The organism is Tundrisphaera lichenicola (assembly GCF_051175385.1).
Lineage (GTDB): Bacteria > Planctomycetota > Planctomycetia > Isosphaerales > Isosphaeraceae > Tundrisphaera > Tundrisphaera lichenicola.
The window spans coordinates 6,655,844-6,676,260 of the sequence record NZ_CP195106.1 but is presented as its reverse complement, the minus strand read 5'-3'; the positions used below and the strand labels follow the sequence as shown (position 1 = coordinate 6,676,260).

The 20,417-nt window shown below is 62.5% G+C and carries 25 protein-coding genes; all 25 read left to right on the top strand.

The genetic code is table 11. The annotated features are described in order from the left end of the window. Positions 1–2 precede the first annotated feature (2 nt). The 25 genes from P12x_RS26305 (at position 3) to P12x_RS26185 (ending at position 20,249) form a co-directional block, all read left to right on the top strand. A complete protein-coding gene (locus tag P12x_RS26305) occupies positions 3–653 on the top strand; it encodes an HK97 family phage prohead protease (RefSeq protein ID WP_435007995.1) in 651 nt (216 codons plus the stop codon). Positions 654–657: 4 nt separating this feature from the next. After that, positions 658–1,986 carry a phage major capsid protein gene (locus tag P12x_RS26300; protein WP_435007994.1) on the top strand — a complete coding sequence of 443 codons (1,329 nt, stop codon included), beginning with the start codon at positions 658–660 and terminating at the stop codon, positions 1,984–1,986. 55 nt (positions 1,987–2,041) lie between these two features. Beyond that, the gene (locus tag P12x_RS26295) at positions 2,042–2,485 is read left to right on the top strand and encodes a hypothetical protein (RefSeq protein WP_435007993.1); all 444 of its coding nucleotides are present in this window, start codon (positions 2,042–2,044) and stop codon (positions 2,483–2,485) included. Between the two features lie 49 nt (positions 2,486–2,534). Next, positions 2,535–3,032, top strand: coding sequence for a hypothetical protein (locus P12x_RS26290; protein WP_435007992.1), 498 nt, complete (start codon positions 2,535–2,537; stop codon positions 3,030–3,032). A 66-nt stretch (positions 3,033–3,098) separates the two neighbouring features. Beyond that, positions 3,099–3,689 (top strand): head-tail connector protein, encoded by a 591-nt coding sequence (locus P12x_RS26285; protein WP_435011730.1) that lies wholly within the window; start codon positions 3,099–3,101, stop codon positions 3,687–3,689. Then, positions 3,682–4,017 (top strand): phage head closure protein, encoded by a 336-nt coding sequence (locus P12x_RS26280; RefSeq protein ID WP_435007991.1) that lies wholly within the window; start codon positions 3,682–3,684, stop codon positions 4,015–4,017. Before P12x_RS26285 ends, P12x_RS26280 begins: the two co-directional genes overlap by 8 nt. Continuing rightward, entirely contained in the window at positions 4,014–4,460 is a 447-nt protein-coding gene (locus P12x_RS26275; protein ID WP_435007990.1) for a hypothetical protein, read from the top strand. Before P12x_RS26280 ends, P12x_RS26275 begins: the two co-directional genes overlap by 4 nt. Positions 4,461–4,462: 2 nt before the next feature. Next, the gene (locus tag P12x_RS26270; protein WP_435007989.1) at positions 4,463–7,255 is read left to right on the top strand and encodes a beta strand repeat-containing protein; all 2,793 of its coding nucleotides are present in this window, start codon (positions 4,463–4,465) and stop codon (positions 7,253–7,255) included. Positions 7,256–7,259: 4 nt separating this feature from the next. Continuing rightward, the gene (locus tag P12x_RS26265; RefSeq protein WP_435007988.1) at positions 7,260–9,776 is read left to right on the top strand and encodes a phage head spike fiber domain-containing protein; all 2,517 of its coding nucleotides are present in this window, start codon (positions 7,260–7,262) and stop codon (positions 9,774–9,776) included. Between the two features lie 3 nt (positions 9,777–9,779). Further along, positions 9,780–10,223, top strand: coding sequence for an HK97-gp10 family putative phage morphogenesis protein (locus P12x_RS26260; RefSeq protein WP_435007987.1), 444 nt, complete (start codon positions 9,780–9,782; stop codon positions 10,221–10,223). Then, positions 10,220–10,651, top strand: a complete 432-nt coding sequence (locus P12x_RS26255; protein ID WP_435007986.1) for a DUF3168 domain-containing protein — start codon at positions 10,220–10,222, stop codon at positions 10,649–10,651. The genes P12x_RS26260 and P12x_RS26255 overlap by 4 nt, the downstream gene beginning before the upstream one ends. A gap of 21 nt (positions 10,652–10,672) precedes the next feature. Beyond that, on the top strand, positions 10,673–11,077 hold the full coding sequence (locus tag P12x_RS26250) for a phage tail tube protein (protein ID WP_435007985.1): 405 nt from the start codon (positions 10,673–10,675) through the stop codon (positions 11,075–11,077). A gap of 10 nt (positions 11,078–11,087) precedes the next feature. Then, positions 11,088–11,453, top strand: coding sequence for a hypothetical protein (locus P12x_RS26245; RefSeq protein ID WP_435007984.1), 366 nt, complete (start codon positions 11,088–11,090; stop codon positions 11,451–11,453). Next, the gene (locus P12x_RS26240; RefSeq protein WP_435007983.1) at positions 11,453–11,884 is read left to right on the top strand and encodes a hypothetical protein; all 432 of its coding nucleotides are present in this window, start codon (positions 11,453–11,455) and stop codon (positions 11,882–11,884) included. The genes P12x_RS26245 and P12x_RS26240 overlap by 1 nt, the downstream gene beginning before the upstream one ends. A gap of 2 nt (positions 11,885–11,886) precedes the next feature. Next, positions 11,887–12,066 (top strand): hypothetical protein, encoded by a 180-nt coding sequence (locus P12x_RS26235; RefSeq protein WP_435007982.1) that lies wholly within the window; start codon positions 11,887–11,889, stop codon positions 12,064–12,066. Next, on the top strand, positions 12,063–13,763 hold the full coding sequence (locus P12x_RS26230) for a hypothetical protein (protein WP_435007981.1): 1,701 nt from the start codon (positions 12,063–12,065) through the stop codon (positions 13,761–13,763). The genes P12x_RS26235 and P12x_RS26230 overlap by 4 nt, the downstream gene beginning before the upstream one ends. After that, entirely contained in the window at positions 13,760–14,368 is a 609-nt protein-coding gene (locus tag P12x_RS26225) for a hypothetical protein (RefSeq protein WP_435007980.1), read from the top strand. The genes P12x_RS26230 and P12x_RS26225 overlap by 4 nt, the downstream gene beginning before the upstream one ends. Continuing rightward, positions 14,365–14,934, top strand: a complete 570-nt coding sequence (locus tag P12x_RS26220) for a hypothetical protein (RefSeq protein WP_435007979.1) — start codon at positions 14,365–14,367, stop codon at positions 14,932–14,934. Before P12x_RS26225 ends, P12x_RS26220 begins: the two co-directional genes overlap by 4 nt. Beyond that, positions 14,931–15,323 (top strand): DUF6950 family protein, encoded by a 393-nt coding sequence (locus tag P12x_RS26215; RefSeq protein WP_435007978.1) that lies wholly within the window; start codon positions 14,931–14,933, stop codon positions 15,321–15,323. The genes P12x_RS26220 and P12x_RS26215 overlap by 4 nt, the downstream gene beginning before the upstream one ends. Next, positions 15,324–17,591 (top strand): phage tail protein, encoded by a 2,268-nt coding sequence (locus P12x_RS26210; protein ID WP_435007977.1) that lies wholly within the window; start codon positions 15,324–15,326, stop codon positions 17,589–17,591. Next, positions 17,588–18,562 (top strand): hypothetical protein, encoded by a 975-nt coding sequence (locus P12x_RS26205; protein WP_435007976.1) that lies wholly within the window; start codon positions 17,588–17,590, stop codon positions 18,560–18,562. The genes P12x_RS26210 and P12x_RS26205 overlap by 4 nt, the downstream gene beginning before the upstream one ends. A gap of 90 nt (positions 18,563–18,652) precedes the next feature. Next, on the top strand, positions 18,653–18,979 hold the full coding sequence (locus P12x_RS26200) for a hypothetical protein (RefSeq protein ID WP_435007975.1): 327 nt from the start codon (positions 18,653–18,655) through the stop codon (positions 18,977–18,979). Continuing rightward, the gene (locus P12x_RS26195; RefSeq protein WP_435007974.1) at positions 18,976–19,362 is read left to right on the top strand and encodes a D-Ala-D-Ala carboxypeptidase family metallohydrolase; all 387 of its coding nucleotides are present in this window, start codon (positions 18,976–18,978) and stop codon (positions 19,360–19,362) included. Before P12x_RS26200 ends, P12x_RS26195 begins: the two co-directional genes overlap by 4 nt. A gap of 59 nt (positions 19,363–19,421) precedes the next feature. Further along, complete coding sequence (locus tag P12x_RS26190) at positions 19,422–19,718, top strand: hypothetical protein (protein WP_435007973.1); 297 nt, start codon at positions 19,422–19,424, stop codon at positions 19,716–19,718. Positions 19,719–20,045: 327 nt separating this feature from the next. After that, entirely contained in the window at positions 20,046–20,249 is a 204-nt protein-coding gene (locus P12x_RS26185; RefSeq protein ID WP_435007972.1) for a hypothetical protein, read from the top strand. The last annotated feature ends 168 nt before the right edge of the window (positions 20,250–20,417 follow it).

Below are 20,417 nucleotides of genomic sequence, written 5' to 3'. Positions count from 1 at the left end.
TAATGGACATGGAACTGAAACGCCTCTCCTTCGCTCTCCAGGAGCTGAAGGCCGACGACGATGCGCGCACAATCGAGGGCTTCGCCTCGGTATTCAACAACATCGATAGCTACAGCGACATCGTGATGCCGGGCGCATTCGCGAAGTCGATCAAGGGCCGCAAGCCGGTCATGCTCTGGCAACACAATAGCGACCAGCCGATCGGCGTCTGGGACGAGTGCGAGGAGCAGAAGAAGGGCCTGTACGTCAAAGGCCGCATCCTGGACACCGCAATGGGAGACGATGCCTACAAGCTCGTCAAAGCCGGGGCCATCACCGGAATGTCCATCGGTTACGCAGCCCGCAAATGGGAAACGGACACCGAGAAGGAAGTACGCAAGCTGACCGAGGTGGAGCTCTACGAAGTCTCCCTCGTCACTTTCCCGGCCAACGAAAAGGCCCAGATCACACGGGTCAAATCAGAAGACGGCGCGTTCATGACCGAGCGCGACTTCGAGGAATTCCTGCGGGACGCAGGAGGATTGAGCCACAAGGAGGCCAAGATCGTGGTTTCCGACGGCTATAAGGCTTTGCTGAAGCACCGGGACGGTGGGGCGGAGGAGCAGACAGTGCTGCGCGATTTGCGCGACGTATTAACCAACTTTAGGATATGAAATTATGAACGATACCGTAATCACAGAGGTCAAGGATGCCCTCAAAGGCATGGAGACCAAATTCGCCACCGCGATGAGCGGCCTGGAAACCTTCAAGACCGAACTCGCTCCGAAGATGGGCAAGCTCGATTCGATCGACGAAGCCAAGATGAAGAAGATCAGCGATTTCATCGGTGAGGCTGCCGAGGAAAGCCAGAAGCTCAACGGTAAGCTGAAAGCGGCCGAAGAGGCTTTCGAGGCCAAGACCAAGGCCCTCGAAACCGAGCTCACCCAGGTGAAGACCGCCCTCAACCGCCCCAGCGCCGTGGTCGAGACCCCGGAGCTGAAGGCCAAAGAAATCAGCCTGAAACGTAAGAAGCTCTTCAACGACTTCGCCCGCCATCAGGACGACGAGAACAAGATCTACTTCGACAACTTCCTGAAGCGTAACGTGACCGACGAGGCCGAGTTCAAGGCGATGTCGGTCAACTCAGAACCCAACGGCGGCTACCTGGTCGTCCCCGAGTTCGGCGGCGTGATCACGACAAAGGTCTACGAGTCCTCGCCGATCCGTCAGCTCGCCAGCGTCATCACCATCGGCACCGACACCTACGAAGTGATCCTGGATAACGACCAGAACACTTCGGGCTGGGTGGGTGAGACGGCAACGCGCAGCGACACCACGACCCCGACCCTCGGCAAGCTGTCCATCACGGTCAACGAGCTGTACACGCAGCCGAAGGCCTCCCAGAAGATGCTCGATGACTCCACCATCGACATCGAATCCTGGCTGGCTGGCAAGGCGGGCGAGGAATTCGGCCGCAAGGAAGCGACCGCATTCGTCTCAGGCAACGGCGTAATGCAGCCCAAGGGCTTCCTCAGCTACGCGTCCGGCACGGACCTCGCCGCCCAGCAGATCGAGCAGGTCAACTCGGGCTCGGCGGGTGCCTTCACCTACTCCGGCCTGGTTAGCCTCCAGTCCTCGCTGAAAGAGCAGTACCAGGCGAATGCAACCTTCCTGCTCAAGCGCGCGACGATCGCGAGCATCATGACGATCGTGGACGGTCAGTCCCGCCCGATCTTCAACATGATGTTCGACAAGAACGTGGGCCTCGAGCCGACGATCATGGGCCGCTCGGCACGGTTTGCCAACGACATGCCCGCGGTGGCCTCGGCTGCCCTGGCGATGGCCTATGGCGACTTCCGCGAGGCCTACCAGATCGTTGATCGCGCGGGCATCCGCGTGCTCCGCGACCCGTTCACCGACAAGCCGAACGTCCGCTTCTACACCACGAAGCGCGTTGGCGGTGGCGTGAAGAACTTCGAAGCCATCAAGCTGCACAAGCTGACCTAATAACCAACCGGGGGGCGGGAAACCGCCCCTCCTTGCACATACGAAAGGACTCTCTATGCCCAACCATACCTCCCTCTACCACAACACCGGCTTCCTCTCGCTGCTGGTGCCGGCGGTCCGCAACTCGGACACCAACTCGTCCGCCCTCGACCTCCAGGATTGCGACGACGCGACGCTGCTCTTCCACCTCGGCGATTCGGCCGATACCCTCTCCGGCACGAACAAGATCGAGCTGGAAGTCGAGGAATCGGACGACAACTCCTCGTGGTCGGATGTCGCTAACGCGGACCTGACCAACTACGTCACCGCCACCAACACGGGTACTGCGGCGCTCATCGACGCGCCGACCGAGGACCAGCTGGTCGTCGCCGTGGGCTACAAGGGGACCAAGCGCTACATCCGTGGCGTCCTCAACTTCTCCGGCACCCACTCGACCGGCACGCCTATCGGCGTCCTGGGCCTGCGTGGTCGCAATCGTGCCCAGCCGGTGAACAGCTAACTGATCGGGGCAGCTTTAGGGCTGCCCCGCCTCTTTGAAGGAGAACGACATGAAGCAGAAAGTGAAGATGCTGAAGACCCTCCCGGGCGTGGACGAGGGCAAGATCTACCCGGACACGTACCTCGAAGGCGAGGAATACGATATCGGCGAGGAGCTGCTGGGCTGTTTCGTCGAGCTTGGGGCCATCGAGCTGGTCGACGGAGAAGCCGAGGAACTCGCCAGGAAGGCGGAAGAAGTTCGCCTTGCTGCCCTAGCCAAGGCCGAAGCCGAACGTAAGGCCGCTGAGAAGAAGGCGGAACGCGACCGCGTGGCCGCCGAGGAGAAAGCCAAGAAAGAAGCCGAGGTGGCTGCTCAGAAGGAGCAGGAACGCCTCGAGGACGAGCGGAAGGCCGAGGCCGACGAAGCCGCTAAGCGTGAGGCGGAGGAAAAGGCCAAGACCGAAGCCGAGCAGGCGGCGAAGACAAAGAGCGAACCCGAGGAGAAAGCCAAGGGCAATGCCCCGGAGAACAAGGCCGTGAAAGCCGCTCCGGCGAACAAGAAGAAATAGCCCGTGACTCGCCGCCCTCGCCGTTCCCTCACGCTGGTCACTGGCCCGGCGAGCGAACCCTTGACCGTGTCCGAAACCATGGAGTGGGCCAAGGTGGACGACAGCAGCGAGGGGCCCAGATTCGGCCAGCTCATCGCTACCGCCCGTCAAGCGGCCGAGGAGTACCTCCGCCGGGCGCTCATCACCCAGACCTGGAAGCTGACTCTCGACCAAGCGGCCTCGCCATTCGGCGGCGGATTCTGCGACGGGGTCTATGACCTGCCGGTCTCGGCCCTGTACGGGGGGCTCCCGAGCGTCATCGAGTTGCCCAAAGGCCCGGTTCAATCGGTCGCCTCTGTCGTAACTTACGACCCAGACGGGGTTTCCACCGCATTCAGCGCGACCAACTACTACCTGGACACCGCCGGGGCTCGGCTGGTCCTGAAGACCGGGGCTACCTGGCCCTCAAATCTTCGCCCAATCGCCGCCTGCGAAATCACTTACGTCGCAGGGTACGGGACCGCCGCCGCGGTGCCCCAGCCGATCAAATCCGGAATCATGATGCACGTCGCCTCGCTCTATGAGCAGCGGGGGATGTGCGAAGACCCGACGAACGTGCCGCCGGGCGCGCGGCAGCTCTACAACCCCTACCGGATCATGGGGGACCGCCTTGGGTAGCTGCTGCGAAGGCTTCGCGGCATCCCTCCGGCACAAGGTGGTCATCCAGAGCGTATCGCAGGTTACCGACGGCCAAGGCGGCTTCACGGAGACGTGGGCCGACGGCGCGACCGTCTGGTGCTCGATTACGCCCATAAAGGCTTACGAGCGGGTGCAGGCGATGCAGATGCAGACGCCGGTCAGCCACAAGATCGTCATGCGCTACCGCAGCGACGTGACCACGGCGAACCGCCTCAGGTTCGGAAGCCGCGTCTTTGAGGTCAAGGAAGCGATCAATGTCGAGGAGCGGGGCAGAATCCTCCAGATCAAGGCATTGGAACAGGCATGACGGCAAAGACCCAGAACATCACCATCGAGCAGGGAGCCGACTTCGACGAGCCGTTCTACGTCACGGATTCGAGCGGCAGCGTGGTCGACATCTCTGGCGCGAGCGCCGCGCTGCAGATCCGACCGGCGGTAGGCGACGCGAGCTTGCTCATCACCCTGACCACAGCCGAGGGTGGCGGGCTCACGATCGACGGCGCGACTGGGAAAATTACCCCGTTCATCAGCGAGGATACAACCACCGACATGGCGCCAGGCCTGTACGTCTACGACCTGAAGATGCTGACGGCGGAAGGATATACGAGGCGCACGCACCAGGGCAACGCTCTGGTCAGCGCGGAAATCACGACCATCGAGATCCCCGTCAACCCTGCATCTACGGTCGGAGCGGAAGATGGCGGCTCGATATTGCTGGAAGACGGAAGCCAAATATTAACCGAGGACTGAATATGAAAACCACTCTATTGAATCGCACCATCGGCCTGCTTGCCGCGTTCTCACTGGCGGCAACGCCGCTCTATGCTGCGGACACGAAAATCAGCGCCATGACCAATGGCGGGACCGTGCAGACGACCGACCAGATTCCGGCCGTTCGCTCTGGGGCCAACGTGCGAGTGCAGGTCGGTAGCGCAGCCACACAGCCCACCACCGCGTTTCTTGGGGCGACCGCCGCAGCCGGTGGCGACCTGTCTGGCAATTACCCCAACCCCACGGTCTCAAAAATCCTCGGTTCGACTCCCGCAGCCTCGGCCACAACGGACACGACGACGACCGCCAACATCACCGATTCGACCGATAAGCGATTCGTCACTGATGCCTACCTTGCGCTCCTCGCCCTGACCTCCGGCGTCAACACCGGCGACCAGACCGTCCCGGCGAACACGACGTCCACCGCGAACCAGTTCTTCACCGCCTACAATTCGACCACTGGCGCGTTCACCAAAGCCCAGCCATCAGCGAGCAACATCACCGGCCTAGCCGCTTCCGCGACCACGGATACCACCAACGCGGCCAACATCACCAGCGGCACCTTGCCCGCCGCCCGCCTGCCCGCCCCCACCTCCTCGACGCTCGGTGGCGTCCAGTCCGCCGCAGCCGTGGCGAATCAGTTCGTAACCTCCATCACCACTTCGGGCGTCCCGGTTCTGGCCCAACCCTCTTTCTCGAACATCTCCGGCACGGTGGCGGCCTCGCAGCTTCCCAACCCGTCGGCTTCGACGCTCGGCGGCACTCAATCGTTCGCGACGCTCCCGAACCAGTTCCTGACCGGCATTTCCACGTCTGGCGTCCCCGCCAGCGCGCAGCCCGCCTTCACCGACCTCTCGGGCAATATCGCTGTTAGCCAAATGAACGGCGGAACGGCCGCATCATCTTCGACCTATTGGCGCGGCGATGGCACATGGGCCACCCCGGCGGGCAGCGGCTCCGTCAGCGTAACGGCGGCCAGCCCCAACGTCGTGATTACACCCTCGCCCGGGACCGATACTTTCACCATCGGCCTGGCGGAGCTTGTCAATGCCCAGACCGGCACGACGTACACGATCACCGCCTCTGACATGGGCAAGACGGTGACGAACAGCAACGCATCGGCCATCGCCGTCACCCTGCCGGCCACAGCCACGACCGGCTTTGGAGCGGGAGCCGCCTACACCGAGCTGAGTCTTGGCGTCGGCGCGACGACGATCACCCCGGCCAGCGGCACCATCAACGGCAACTCGTCCCTGATTCTGCACAAGGGCGGCTGGGCATACCCGGCGAGCGATGGCAGCAATTACTTCGCGATCGGCTTCCCCGGCTTCGGCACGGTGACGAGCGGTGCGATGATGAAATTCACGTCGGACACCTCAGGCGCGGCAACAGCAGCCACGGCCGGCACCGACTATCAGGCGCCGATCACCCTGACCACGACCGGCAGTAGCGGCGCGGCCACTTTCATCGGGAACACGCTGAACATTCCGCAATACTCGGGCGGCGGTAGCGTCACATGGCCCACCAGCGGCCAGATCGTCGTCAGCAACGGCACCAGCTCACCGGCTGGCTTGGCCGAGGTTGACGGCCAATGCGTCGTCGGCTCCGGCGGCTCGTGGGTAGCGGGGTCGTGCTCCGGCACTTCGAGCTCAAATCTCGGCACCTCCGTCAGCGCCGCCAGCCCCCAAGTCACGGGTGACGCCACCACCGGCTTCTACACGGCAGGGGCGGGCAAGGTCGACGTCACAATCAGCGGCTCCAAGGTCGCAGAATGGTCCTCCACCGGGGTGGCTACGACGGGCACGAACTCCGTCACCAGCTCCTCGGCTACCGCCCTCGCAGTGGGAGCGAATGGGACGACCAACCCGGTTCTTACCGTGGACGCCAGCACCGCTTCGCAGGCGACGGGTGTGGCCATCAAGGGTGCGGCGACCGGCAGCGCGGCAACCATCACCGCCACGGATAGTGGCGCGAACGGCCCCCTCACCATCGCTTCCAAGGGTTCAGGCGCGCTCACGCTCAATGCTCCTTCCACATCAGGCACCATCGCCCTGCAAAACAACAGCTCGCTTGTCGCCTCGATCGGCAAAACCGGCCTTACCCTCACCCCCGGAACCACCGGCACCGCCTCGTTATCCCACCTCAAGATGACGGCTCCGGCCGATGCCGCGCTCACCGCATCGACTGAAGCCTTCCTCATGGAAATGGCGGGCGCGGGCGTCACACGCCAGCACTCTACGGGTGCGTTGACCTTGCAGCGCGATTACTTCTTCAGCGGCTCGACCCACAGCTTCGTGGGTGCTTCGACACTTACGGATGCAGCCGCCATCGGCTTCCAGCTCCCTGGCTGCGGCACGAACGCGACCTGCACGAACATCAGCGGCTTGTACCACGCAAGCACCGCCCTGGTCGCGACTGGAACCATCACCAACTCATATGGCTTCAACATCGCCTCGGACACAGGGGCTACCAACAATTACGCCGGAAGAATCGCGGGCACACTGGCTATCGCTCCGAGCGCCACCCTCCCCGTCGTAAGCACATGCGGCGGTGGCTCTCTTGCGGCGGGTTCTGGCGACAACAAAGGACAGATCACCGGCATCTCGGCAGCAACGGCATGTACCATCACTTTCGGCACGCCGCTCACGGCGGCCCCGGCCTGCATGTTCACGACCAACGCGGCGATTACGCCGACCATCTCGTCCATCAGTACTACGGCGGTAACGGCTGCCATGTCTTCGTTGACCGGAACCCTCTATTACCATTGCTTCTAGCTGTATGAAAAAAATCGTCGCCCTATTCACTGCCCTCTGCCTCTTCTCGGCTCAGGCCGTCGCCTTCCCCCATGGCGGCACGAGCAGCGCGACGAGCTACATCCCGAGCGCGAGCTATACCTACGACTTCACGACGGAATCGCTTCCAACTGGCGTTACGCTGACCCGCGCCAGCGCAAAGGGATGCTTCGACAACACGGGTACGCTTCAGCAGCTATCGAGCAACCAGCCGTGCTTCGATTACAGCGGCCCGACTCCGAACTTCTGCGGGTTGCGAATCGACGAGCAGCGTACCAATAACGCTCTCTACAGCCGTGACCTGACGAATGCGGTGTGGACAAAATCCGGCTCGATGACCGTCGCCAAGGATGCGACCGGAATCGACGGGCAGGCGAATTCCGCATCGACGATCACCGCAGGCGCCGCCAATCAGACGGTTACCCAATCCATCACCGCTTCCGGCTCGCAGCGCTACAGCGTCTTCATGAAACGAAAAACCGGCACGGGCGCGGTTCAGCTCACTTCGAACAACGGGACGCTTTGGACGACCACTGCAATCACAAGCTCCTGGGCGAGATACTTCATAACCGCCTCGACCAACCCGGTAATCGGCATCCGCCTCGTCACCAGCGGGGATGCGGTTTACGTGGACGTGGTTCAGGACGAAATCGGTGCCGACGTCACCAGCCCCATCATCACCACCAGCGCCCCGGTTACGCGCGCAGCAGACGTCGTGGCCGATACCACCAACGTCTCCGGCTATTTCAACGCCACGGCCGGGACGCTCGCCGTGGAAGCCATGCGCACCAGCGCATCGTCGAACGCCGTGGATTACGTCGCCTCCTTCGACGACGGCACCGCCTCGAACAACATCTCGGTGACGAGCAGCACGAACCTGCCCGGTGCCACTATCGTGAAAGCCGGGAGCACGTTCAACTCGGCTGGCATGATGCCGAACTATGCGGCCAACGCCGTGGTGAAATCCGCCGTCTCCTACGGCACCGGCCAGGGTGCGGGCTTCTCCGATTCGGCTCAGGACTTGGTGAGCACGCAGTTCAACAGCGTGGGAGCCAGCGACATCTCAAACGCAACGGTCCCCACCGGCATCACCGCCATTCGCTTCGGCAACCGCTTCGACGGCACCCGCAATTTCAATGGCTGTCTCCGCAAGGTCAAGTATTACTCCGGAGCACTGACTACCGCCCAGAAAGTCGCAACGACCTTCCCCGACGGCAGCGGCACCTCCGTCGGCACCGTCACGGCGAATCTGGCCTCCACCAGCGTCACCATCCCCGCCGACTTCATCGGCTGGAGCGCGGAGACCACGGACGCCATCCTCGACACCATCTACGTCGGAACAAATTCCTCGCTGATCGGGCTGGTCAATCTGCTCGGAACGAGCGGCCAATTCCGCGTCGGCGGCAACGCGCAGGACACGATTCCCTCGCCCGCATTGACGCAGAGCATCGCCACCCATCTCGGCGACTTTACGGCCGCCCTCGGCTCGGGCTGGACGATCATCTACGGGCTTTCATCCCCGGAGAACGACAGCGCCAAGGCCGTCACCCAAGCGGGATACATGCTCACCGGGGTGCCAAACAACCGGGTTCTTTTCAGCGTCGGAAACGAGCAGTCGCAGCACACGACGAGGGCATCCTGGACGGCGGCATTCGACAGCTACTACGCCGCGATCAAGGCGGCCTATCCATCGGCCAAATTCGAGGGGCCGGAAGACAGTGACGCGAACCTCCAGACGTGGATTAACGGGACCACCGCCGGGTTGAGCAATCTGGAGCTGGCGACCTTCCATTACTATGCGCAGGGTGCGAGCCCCAAGCCAACGCTCACGCAGGTGCTGGCGCAGGCCGGTGCCTATAACTGGGCTCAGGTCTACGGCAGCATCTCGAACGTAGCCTACGCCGGAAGCAAGCTCCGCATCGGTGAAGGCAACATCAACTACAACGGCGGGTCGCAGGGCATCACCGACCGCGCGATTGCCGCGACCGATTGGCTCCAGAAGTCGGCGACCATCGCGAAGCTCGGCTATAACGGCTACAGCCAGCACAACCTCGTCAGCGTCGGCCAGCCTTTCAATCATGTCGGCTATTACAATTTCTTCTACAAATCCGGCAGCGATTATCTCCCGGCTCCAATTTTCAACGGCATGTACTTCTTCTCAAAGGTTGTTGGCCAGCAGATCGTCACCAGCTCGCTCTCGGGCGGGTTGAGTTCAAAAGTGTCGGCGATTGCGACGAAGAACGGAATCGGCAACGCGAACATCATCATCATCAACGGCGACCAGAGCAACTACGCCCAGGTCACGCCCGAACAGTCGAGCGCGTGGACGACCGCGAATCTTCGCGTCTATTCGCCGACCAGCTGCACCGACCTCAACCCGACGATCAACGGCGGGACCATCGCGGCTGGCGGGGCCAGCGTGCCCACCGCCACGTCGCTATCCCGAGGCACGCCGGTCGTGATTCCGCCTTGCGGCGCCGCGCTTGTCCAGATTCAGCCGTAGCGTATGGACTTCTCGGTCAAGATAGAGGGCCTACCCGCCCTTGCCCAGAACAGCGAGCGGATCAAGCAGAACATCGCCGACGAGGTCAACAAGGCCGTCTTCGCCAGCGCCCAGAAGGTCGCCAGCGACGCCAAGCGGTCAATCACATCCGGCCAGAAATCGGGGCGCACCTACCGGCGCCGGACAGTTACCCACCAGGCATCCGCCCCGGGCGAGGCCCCGGCCTCGGACACCGGCAGGCTGGTCAACGACATCAACGCCTACCTCAAAGGTGGCGGCGAGGCTTTCACGGTCGCAGGTCGCGGCACGGTCGTCTACGCACGGATGCTCGAGTTCGGCACCCGCCTGATGGCGGCCCGCCCGTTCTTCTTCCCGGCACTTGAGAAGAACAAGGCGTGGATCCGCGACCGGATTCAGGACGCAGTTCGGCGCGGGTTGACGAAATGAGCACCCCGAGCAATGCCCTCCAGGCCGCGATCTACGCGCGGCTCACGGGATTCTCCGCGCTCACCGCCCTCATCGGGGCTGGCAAGGTCTACGATTTCGTGCCGCAGGCAGCCACCGCCCCTTACGTGGTGATCGGCGACGACACGCTGACCTTCGAAGGCACCAAGACCGAGAACGGCTGGGACTGCACGCTCACGATCCACTGCTGGGACTTCGAGAAGGCCGGACGCAAGTCGGTCAAGTCGATCCTCTCGGCCATTTACGACGCGCTGCACCGGCAGGAAGCCAGCATCGCCGTCACCGACTTCACGCTCGTCGAGCTCAGGAGCGAGTTCGAGGAGACGTTCCAGGACACGACCGTGGAGGGGGCGAACGACCGCTTTTACCACGGCGTCGCGCGTTACCGCGCGCTGATTGAATCAATTTAACAACCAAGGAGGGTTACTACTATGGCTGCACAACGAGGCCGACTAATGCTCATCTACTCAGGTTCCGGCGGCGGCAAGACGCTCATCGGCGGCCTGAAGAGCACGAGCATCAAGATGAACAACAGCGTGATCGACGTCAGCACGAAGGACACCGCCGGTTGGCGTGAGCTGCTCGAAGACGGCAGCCTGAAATTCTTCAGCATCGCCTGCCAGGGCATCTTCAAGGACTCGGCGACGGACGAATCGATCCGCAGCCGCGCCTTCTCCAACTCCATCGACACGTACACGTTCGAGTTCCCGAACGGCGACATCATCGTGTGTGACTTCCAGATCACCGGCTACGAACGCGCGGGCGATGTGGAGGGCGTCGAGACCTACAACTACACGCTGGAATCGACCGGCGAACCCTCATTTACCGCAGCATAAGGAGTAGACCATGGCTGATTTATCCGTCCAAACCGTGACCTTCGCGGGTCTCAACCACACCAGCGCCTCGGCAGACGTCGCCGGCGACACCTTCACCAACGACGGCAGGACGTTCCTGCTGTTCACCAACGCCAACGCGTCCGCTCGCACGCTGACGATCGCCGCCAACGACACGACCAGGCCCGGCTTCGGCACCATCGCGACGCCGGACACCACCGTCACCATTCCCGGCTCAGGCACGAATGGCGGCTTATGCGTCGTTGGCCCGTTCCCGACGGAGCGGTTCAACGATCTGTCCACCGGCAAGGTCAGCCTCGGCTACAGCGCCGTGACGGGCCTCACTGTGGCCGCGGTCAAGCTGACGAAGTACCAGTAATGAGCTTCGAACCCGCCCGCCCTCGCTACACGCTCCCGTTCGCGGGTAAGGACTACGAGCTTCTTGGAACCTTCGCGCTCATCGAGGCGGTCGAGTATGCCCTGAAGGCCAACATCGGCCTGCTCGCGGTCCAGATCGTCAACGGGATGCCCTCGCACGAGCTGGCGAAGGTCATCTCCACCATGCTGACGGCCTGTGACCACAAGATGACCGCGAAAGAAGCGGGCGAGTTGCTCTGGGGCGAAGTCGGGCTTTCCGGCGACGAGAACGAGACTCTCCGGCTCCATCTCTATTCGTTCCTGAGCGTCTGCCTGGCGCCGCCCGGCAAGCGCGAAGAGAAGGCAAAAAAGATGGGGGAGATGATCGGGAAGCTGACCGCTCCGGCCGCTTCCCCTGGAGTCAGTACCGGCGAGTCTGCCTCGGCGTCCTGAGGATGCAGCCCTCCGAGTTCTGGGGGGCAGACACCTGGACCGTGATGGATGCCTACGACGGCTACGCCATGAGCAAGGGCGTCAAGATCGGCAATTCGGACAAGCTCACGAAGGACGACATCGAGGAACTCAATCGAATGATGGAAGAAAAGGAAATGCAGATGCGGGAAGGTAGCGCGTGACGGACATCGGGGAACTCGTCGTCCGCATCAAGGCTGATGCCGCCCAGCTCGAACGTGAGATGCGGAAGGCGAACGGCATCGTCAAGCAGAGCGCCGGGGAGATGGGCGGAGCGTTCGGGAAGCTGAAGCAGCAGATCCTCGAGCTGGCCCCCGCGATCTCTGCTGTCGCCCTCGTTGAGTTCGGCAGGCGAGCCATCGACGCGGCGGGCCACATAGTCGATCTCGCGGACCGTATCGGCTTCGCCTCCAGCACCCTGTCGGCACTGGAAGCCCCCCTTGTCACCAGCGGCTCGAACCTCGATGAGTTTGGCGCCGCGGTCAACAAAATGAATAACCTGCTCGGCGAGGCGGCCAAGGGCAACGAGGAGGCCATCAAAGCCTTCGACGGCCTCGGTCTATCCGTGAAGCGGTTACGCGCCCTCTCACCGGAAGATCAGTTCTACGCCATCGCGAGCGCCATCGGGCAGATCACCGACCAGAACAAGCAGACCGAGGCCGGGATGAACATCTTCGGCCGCGGCTTCGCCTCGCTCATTCCGTTGTTGAAAGAGTACGAGGGCGACATGCGGAAGGCGGTCGAGGCCCAGGAGAAAATGAAAAATGGGCTGAGCGACGACACGCTCAAGAGGATCGACGCCTTCGGTGATTCGCTCTCCGCCGCCGGGATCAAGGCTAAGAACTCGTTCCTGGAGGCCTTCGGCGCCATCCTGAAGGTGACCGACAAGATCAGCGAGATAACTGCCAAGCCCGCGACCAACGCGAAGTCGGGAATGCCCGGCGAAAATCCGTTGCCCGACTCCTACATCAAGAAGGCGCAAGAGAACGGATTTGTCACCTCGGCGAAGTTCGTCTCCGTAGGTAACGAGCAATTCGGCCCGGCTCAGAAATCTACCGACGCTCGGGGCTCAAACGCCGACCTGCTCGGCCTGAAAGAGAAAGCCGAAGCCGCGAAGAAGCTGGCCGACGCACGCAAGACCCTCGACGACTACAACCTCTCCCTGGAACGCCAGAACAAGATTCTTCACGAGAGCCCCCGCGAGCAAGCCGCCCTTGCGGCCATGTACAAGACCATGGACCTCGCCGCGAAGGCAGGAATCAAAGACGCGAACGACCTGATCCTGGCCAACATGCAACTGGCCCGCACCAACTACGACCTTGCTGAATCCATGCAGGAGGCCGCCCGCTTCCAGCAGGAGCTGCACGACAAGCTCTCCTCCACCCTGACCGACATCGCCTTCAAGGCGGGTTCAGCCAGCGAAGCCATGCTCGGCTTCGCCGAATCTATCGCCAAGGCGGCCTTCGAGCAGAAGGTCGCGGGCCCGCTGGCGGATGCCCTCGTCGGCAAGGGCGGGAGCAAAGGGCTTCTGGACGACGCCATCGGAGGTGCGAAAAACTTCTTCGGCGGTTTCTTCGCTGACGGCGGCGCTCCCCCGATCGGGGTTCCCTCCATCGTAGGCGAGCGCGGGCCGGAGATCTTCGTGCCGAACGCCGCCGGGACCATCATCCCGAACGGCAAGATCGGCGGTAACACCGTCGTCGTCCAGCAGACGATCAACATGTCCCCGGGCCTTCCGGAGACGGTCAACGCCGCCATCAGGAATGCCGCGCCGCAGATTGCCGGGATGGCCCATGCGAGCGTATTTGCCGCCATGCAGAACGGCGGCGGTGAGTCCCGCATTGCCGGGAGACGGTCATGACCGCCATCGACATGCCAGCCTCGCCGGGCTTCACGAACTGCCGATTCGGCCTTGAGACGAACACCCAGACCTTCACCAGCCCGCTCACCAAATCCACCCAGCGCATGCTCCTGGGCGGGGCGAGGTGGGTGGCGACCTATTCACTCCCGGCCATGCGCCGCGACAAGGCGGCCTACTGGATCGCCTTCCTCGACAGACTGGAAGGTGGTGTGAACACCTTCAACGCCTTCGACCCGGATTGCAAGACCCCGCGTGGGGCGGGAACGGGCACGCCGCTGGTCAATGGCGGCTCCCAGACCGGCAGCTCCCTCGTTATCGACGGCTGCACCGCGAACGTAACCGGGTGGCTGAAGGCCGGGGACTATTTCTCGGTGAACGGCGAGCTGAAAAGGCTCACACAGGACGCGAACACGAATGGCTCGGGCCAGACCACGCTGAATTTTAAACCCGCACTGCGGAACAGCCCGGCGGACAACGCCGCGATCACCGTCCAGAAGGCGACGTGCACGATGGTCCTGGCCGACGACATGCAGGCCATGTGGGAGTGCAACGAGAGAGGCGTTTACCAGCCGAAGACGTTTGCGGCGTTCGAGGTGTTCTCGTGACCGGCTCCCGCGACATAACCTCCACGACGATCTCTGCGGCCCAAGCCCCGGAGATCCACCCCGTCCTCTTCTTCAAGATGGAATTCGACAGCGCCAACATAAACCTGCATAGCGACTTAGGCACCATCGTATGGGGAGGCGACACCTACACCGGCGTAGGCAGGCTGGGGAATATCAGCACGGCGGACGAGGTGAGCGACCTGTCCAGTTCGCAGATCAACCTCTCCCTCTCGGGCCTACCGCTGGATCTGGCGGGCGTGCTGTTCAATGAGCAGTATCAGGGGAGGCTGGCCACGCTCTATCTGGGCTACCTGAACCTGACCACCCGGGTGCTCGTGGACACCCCGGCGATCCTCTACAAGGGGCTGATCGACACCGCCGACTTCAGCCAGGACAAGACCTTTGGGATCACCCTATCGGTCGGCAACCGGTTCGCCGCGTGGGATAAGCCCGTCATCCGGAGGTACAACAACGCCACCCAGCAGTCTCGCTTCCCGGGCGACACGGGCCTGCAATACATCGAGCAGACGTCGAACAAGACCATCATCTGGGGTTCGGCGACATGAGGCCGGAGGGTTGGGAAGGGCTGCTCGCCGCACACATCGTGGAAGGCCGCAGCTGCGAATTCGAGTGGGGCGCTCACGATTGCGTCCTCTGGTGCGCGAACTGGGTTCGCAAGCTCACCGGTAACGATCTGGCGGCGGATTGGCGCGGGACCTACGGCACCGAGGAAGAAGCCAACTCCGTCCTGAATTCTCTCGGGTTCGCAAGCCCGGCCGACCTCGCCGACGAGCACCTCGACGCGATTCCCGTGCTCAGGGCCAAACGTGGGGACATCGTGCAGCACCCGGCGGGAATGCTCGGTATCTGCGACGGCGCGCGTGCCTATTTCCTGACGCTGGAGGGGGTGACTCGCCTCGAATTCACGAAATGCCTGCGGGCTTGGAAGGTCTAGATGCCCCCAGCAATCCCCGTCATCGCCGCCATCGCAGGAGCGGCCACCGCCGCCGAAGTCGGCGTAGGGCTCACCGCGTTTTTCGCGTGCGACGTAGCCGCGGCCGGAGCCATCGGCGCGCTTGGGATCTCCGCCGCGACCGCCGGAGCGATCACCGCGGGGCTTGCGGGCTTCGCCGTCTCGACCGCCATCAATGCCGTCGGCAGCCGGGCATTCGCTCCCGGCCATCCGGGATCCAGCCTGTCTACGAACGCCCCGTCATCCCGCGCCGCGATGGTCACCTCGACCGTCGAGACGCACAAGGTCATCTACGGGCAGGCCAAGGTCTCCGGCCCCATCGTCTACATCGGCACGACCAACAGCGGCCCGACCCCGCACGGCGGCCCGATGACCGGCACCAACCTGATGCTCCACATGATCATCGCCCTGGCCGGGCACGAGGTGGAGGAGATCGGGACCATCTACTTCAACGACAAGCCCGTAACGCTAAACGCGGACGGCTACGCCACGAATTTGCCGTACCCTTATTACCCCGAAGGACTTACGGCCACCACGAAGAGCATCGACAGCGCCATCCGTACGAACGAGGTGGTCACGGTCACAACGAGCGGCGCACACGGGTTCACGGCGGGCGACCAGGTCACAGTCACGACGGTCACTGACCTGTCCATGAACGGCGACTTCATCATCCTCGCCACGCCGAGTTCGACGACCTTCACCTACTCTAACGGCGGGCCGAACGCCTCCGCCTCGGGCGGCACGGCGGTGAACAACACGCTCTCAGCGACTCAGAACAGCTACGCCCGCATCAAGAAGCACACTGGCAGCGTGAGCCAGGAGGCCGACGCCGATATGGTCGCCGAGGTGGCAGGCTGGGATACCGCCCACCGCCTGCAGGGCATCGCCTACGTCTACGTCCGCCTCCAGTACAACCAGGAGGTGTTCGGCCACGGAATCCCGAATATCAGCGCCATCGTCAAGGGCAAGAAGGTCTATGACCCGAGGGACGGCACGACGGCGTGGAGCGAGAACACCGCGCTCTGCATCCGCGATTACCTCGCCAGCGACTACGGATTCAACTGCTCGGATTCCGAGATCAACGACACCTATTTCTCCGCGGCCGCAAACACCTGCGACGAGTCGGTTGCCCTCACCACGGGCGGTTCCCAGAGCCGGTACACCTGCAACGGCGTGCTCGACACCGCGAACGCCCCGATCGAGAACCTGAACGCCCTCGTCGCCGCGATGGCGGGGGCGGTCACCTACGTCCAGGGCCAATTCCGAGGGCACGCCGGGGCCTACGACTCGACGGGGCTGGACATCACCACCGACATGCTCGCAGGGCCGGTGAAGATCCGAACGCGGACACCGAGGCAGCAGCTCTTCAATGCCGTGCAGGGGACGTACATCGACCCGAGCCGGAAATACGCCGCCACCGATTTCCCGCCCGTCGTGAACGAGCTCTACACCGCGGACGACGGCGGCACGCAGATGTTCAAGGACATCCAGCTACCCTTCACGAACCATCCGGAAGCCGCCCAGCGAATCGCCAAGGTCGTTCTTGAGCAGGCCCGCCAGGGGATCCAGCTCGACCTCGTGCTGAACCACAACGCCATCTCCTGCGCCGTCTGGGACACCGTGACCTATACCGACTCGAACCTCGGCTGGGACCACAAGGTCTTCCGCATCAAGAAGTTCAGCACCGCGGGCATCGGCCCCATCGTGCTGACGCTCCAGGAGGAGAGCAGCGCCAGCTACGACTGGGCTTCGGGCGATGCCACCGTCATCGACGCGGCACCCGACACCAATCTGCCGAACCCGCTGGCGAAGCCCGCCGTACCCATCGGCGTCTCATATAACTCGCGCATCACCACGGCTACGGGCAGCGTCGACGTCTACAACCTCGTCCTGACCTGGGACGTCCACGAAGATGCCTTCGTGATTAACGGCGGCACGGTGGAAATCCAGTACAAGCTCTCCGCCGACGCCGATTGGAGGCCGTCGTTCTTTGTGAACGGCGACCAGACGACCGCCGACGTTCTCAGCAGCTCGATCAACGTCAGTTACGACCTCCGCATCCGGGCGGTTAGCGCGTTGGGCTCGCGCTCCGACTGGGTGACCATTACCGGGGCCGTCGCCGGCTACTCGGGCGGCGTCGTCACGACGAATGACTGGGGCAACTGGACCGACCTGGTCGGGCCGACGAACAACTATGGCAACTGGACCGATTTGGTCGGAACAACTGATGATTGGATGTATTTCGTATGACGACAGCGACACAGACACAGATCCGCCGTGACACCGCGACGAACCTTAACGCCGCGACTCCGGCTGAGGGCGAGCTCGGCTACGACAAGACGAATAAGCGGCTTGTCGTGGGCGACGGGACCACGGCGGGCGGCACCAAGATTCCTTCAGCGAAGGACGTCCAGAACCAGACCTTCACCAACGGAACGGTCGGCGGCACCGGTGACGCGATTACGATAACGAACTCGCCAGCAATCACAGCCTACGTCTCGGGCCAGCGGTTCACCTTCAAGGCAGGGGCGGCGAACACGACGGCCGTCACCGTGAACGTAGACGGGCTCGGCACCAAGAACGTCAAGAAGATGAACAACGGGGCGCTCGCCGCGCTCGTCGCCAACGACATCATCTCCGGCGGCACCTACGACGTCTTCTACGACGGCACGCAGTTCCAGATCAAAGGCCTGAGCGAAGGCCCCTACACCTCGGGGGCGCTCGTCTATCTCGGCACGGTCACCGCCGCCGCCGCATCAACGCTCGACATCACGAGCAAGATGTCCTCGACCTACGACGATTACCTGATTGTCCTGGACGACATCGCGGCGGGATCGGGAAGTACGAACCTTCAGCTGCTCACCAGCACGGACAACGGGGCGAACTTCGACGCCAGCGCGGGCAATTACGCTTGGGTTTACGAGCAGATCGGCGGGACGTCACTGGTGACAAACCGAAGCACCAGCGACTCGAAGATCCAGCTCACGTCGGGTGGTACCGTCACCAACCTGAACGGCGAAATCAAGCTCAAGTCCGTCAACAACACGACCCTGAGCAAGCTGATAAGATCCGACCTTGAAGCAATCGATGGGGCGATTCTCACGAGATACGACGGGCTGGGCAACCGAGGCGCAACCACTTCCATTAACGCCGTGCGCTTCAAGTTCAGCAGCGGAACCATCACCGGCACCGCCAAAATCTACGGCATAGCGAAGGCGTAGTGAAGCTCCCCGCACAAGAAGAAGCCATTCTGTTGTTGTATTTATGCTTACTTTATACTACATTTGAAACCAGTTATTTGTTGGGGCGATATGGCAAACAATCCTAGATGGCTTTCTTTCGACCCCACCATTCACGCCGGGCACCTCATCACCGCCGCCACGATCATCTTCTGCTCCATCGGGGCATGGTACGGCGTCCAAGCTGACATCTCCACCCTCAAGGACGAGAACAAGGACCGCAAGACGGAGATCGTCGAGGTGAAGGCCGCCGCGAAGGAACGCGAGAAGGCTACCGAGCAGAAATTCGACAAGCTGGTGGAGGCCCAGCAGCAGGGCATTGGCAAGCTGCGCGACGACATGAACAGCTGGTTCATGAACCTCGACCAGAAGCTCGACCGGAAAGCGGATAAGCGGTGAAAAACTATTTCCTCCCCGTCGAGCTGGAATGCCCTTGCTGCAAGCAATGCCTCCTGATGGAAGGCTTCCTCGATAAGCTGAACGAGCTGCGCGAAGCCCTCGGCAACCCGATGGTGGTAAATAGCTGCTGCAGGTGCGTCAGGCACAACGCGGCCATCGGCGGCGCGCACAAGAGCTTCCACCTCATCAACGCCCAGCTTGTGACCGGCCTGACCGGGGCGTGCGCGGCAGACATCTCGACGCTCATGTGGCCGGATGCCAAGCGGGCGAAGTTCCTCAAGCTCGCACGAGAGATGGGCTGGAGCATTGGGCACGGCGCCTCTTTCATCCACATCGACCGCCGCGTCGACCACGGCCACTCAATAACCGAATGGCACTATTGATGCTTGCCGCTACGCCGAACCCATGATAAATTTCATATAAATAACAACAAGGAGGTTGTATGTCCGCATTTACTAAGGCCCGCGATGCCGTTATCGCATTTCTGACAGGCCCGCTCTGGGATTTCATTCATCCGTTCATCGTGGCCATCGAAGTCGAAGGCGCGCACCTCCTGCTCACAGCCGCCGAAAACGCAGTCACGGCTGGTTTCAATGTCGCTGGCGATAGTCGCGAAAAGATGGACGCCGCCCTTAACTCGTTTAAATCCGAAGTGACTTCGAACGGCCACACCTTCATCGAGTCTCAGGCGCGCACGCTGATCGAGCTCGCCTTGCAGAAGGCCAAGGCCGTCGCTTGAGGGACTGGCTCCTTAACCTCATCTCCTCGCCCGGCTTCTGGCGCGGTGTCACCTACCTCGCTATGGCGGGCGGCATCACGCTGGAACCTGAGCAGCAGAATTCCATCATCGCGGGAGGGCTTGCCGTTGCGGGTGCTATTCACGCTTTCAGTTCTGCTCGGGCTAAGTAGCTGTGCTTCGCTTTGTCCGGAAGGTATTGGCGACGGATATGTCTGTGTCGGTGTCAGCTTCCCGATTCCGTGACGAGCGATTCATCGCCGACGTCATCGGCTTCCTCGCTCTCCTGACCTTCGGCGGCATCGTCATGGCCTGTTGCATGGCCGCCAGATGACCACGCTCCCCCATAACACGCTCACCGCCGCCTCCCACGTCCAGGAGATGGCCGGGAAGGCCGGAAACGAGAAGTTGGCCTTCGCCCTTACCGGCCTTTCGATCGCCCTTGTGTCGGTCATGGCTGCCAAGGAGTGCATGGGGCTGTTCCGTGAGATCTCCCGGCACGACCGCGAGCATTCCGGTGGCCGTTGCCGCTGACCTGATTCCGCTGGCCTCGCCGCGGTGCCGATGCTAGTCATACTCGAACCCGCATTTGTTATGGCAGCATGACCTCGGATTACCACCTCAAGCCCTCATACTCCAGCCGGTATCCCCGCAAAGATCGCCCCGACTCGTTCGCCGAGCGGGTACGCCCCGCTCGCGGGC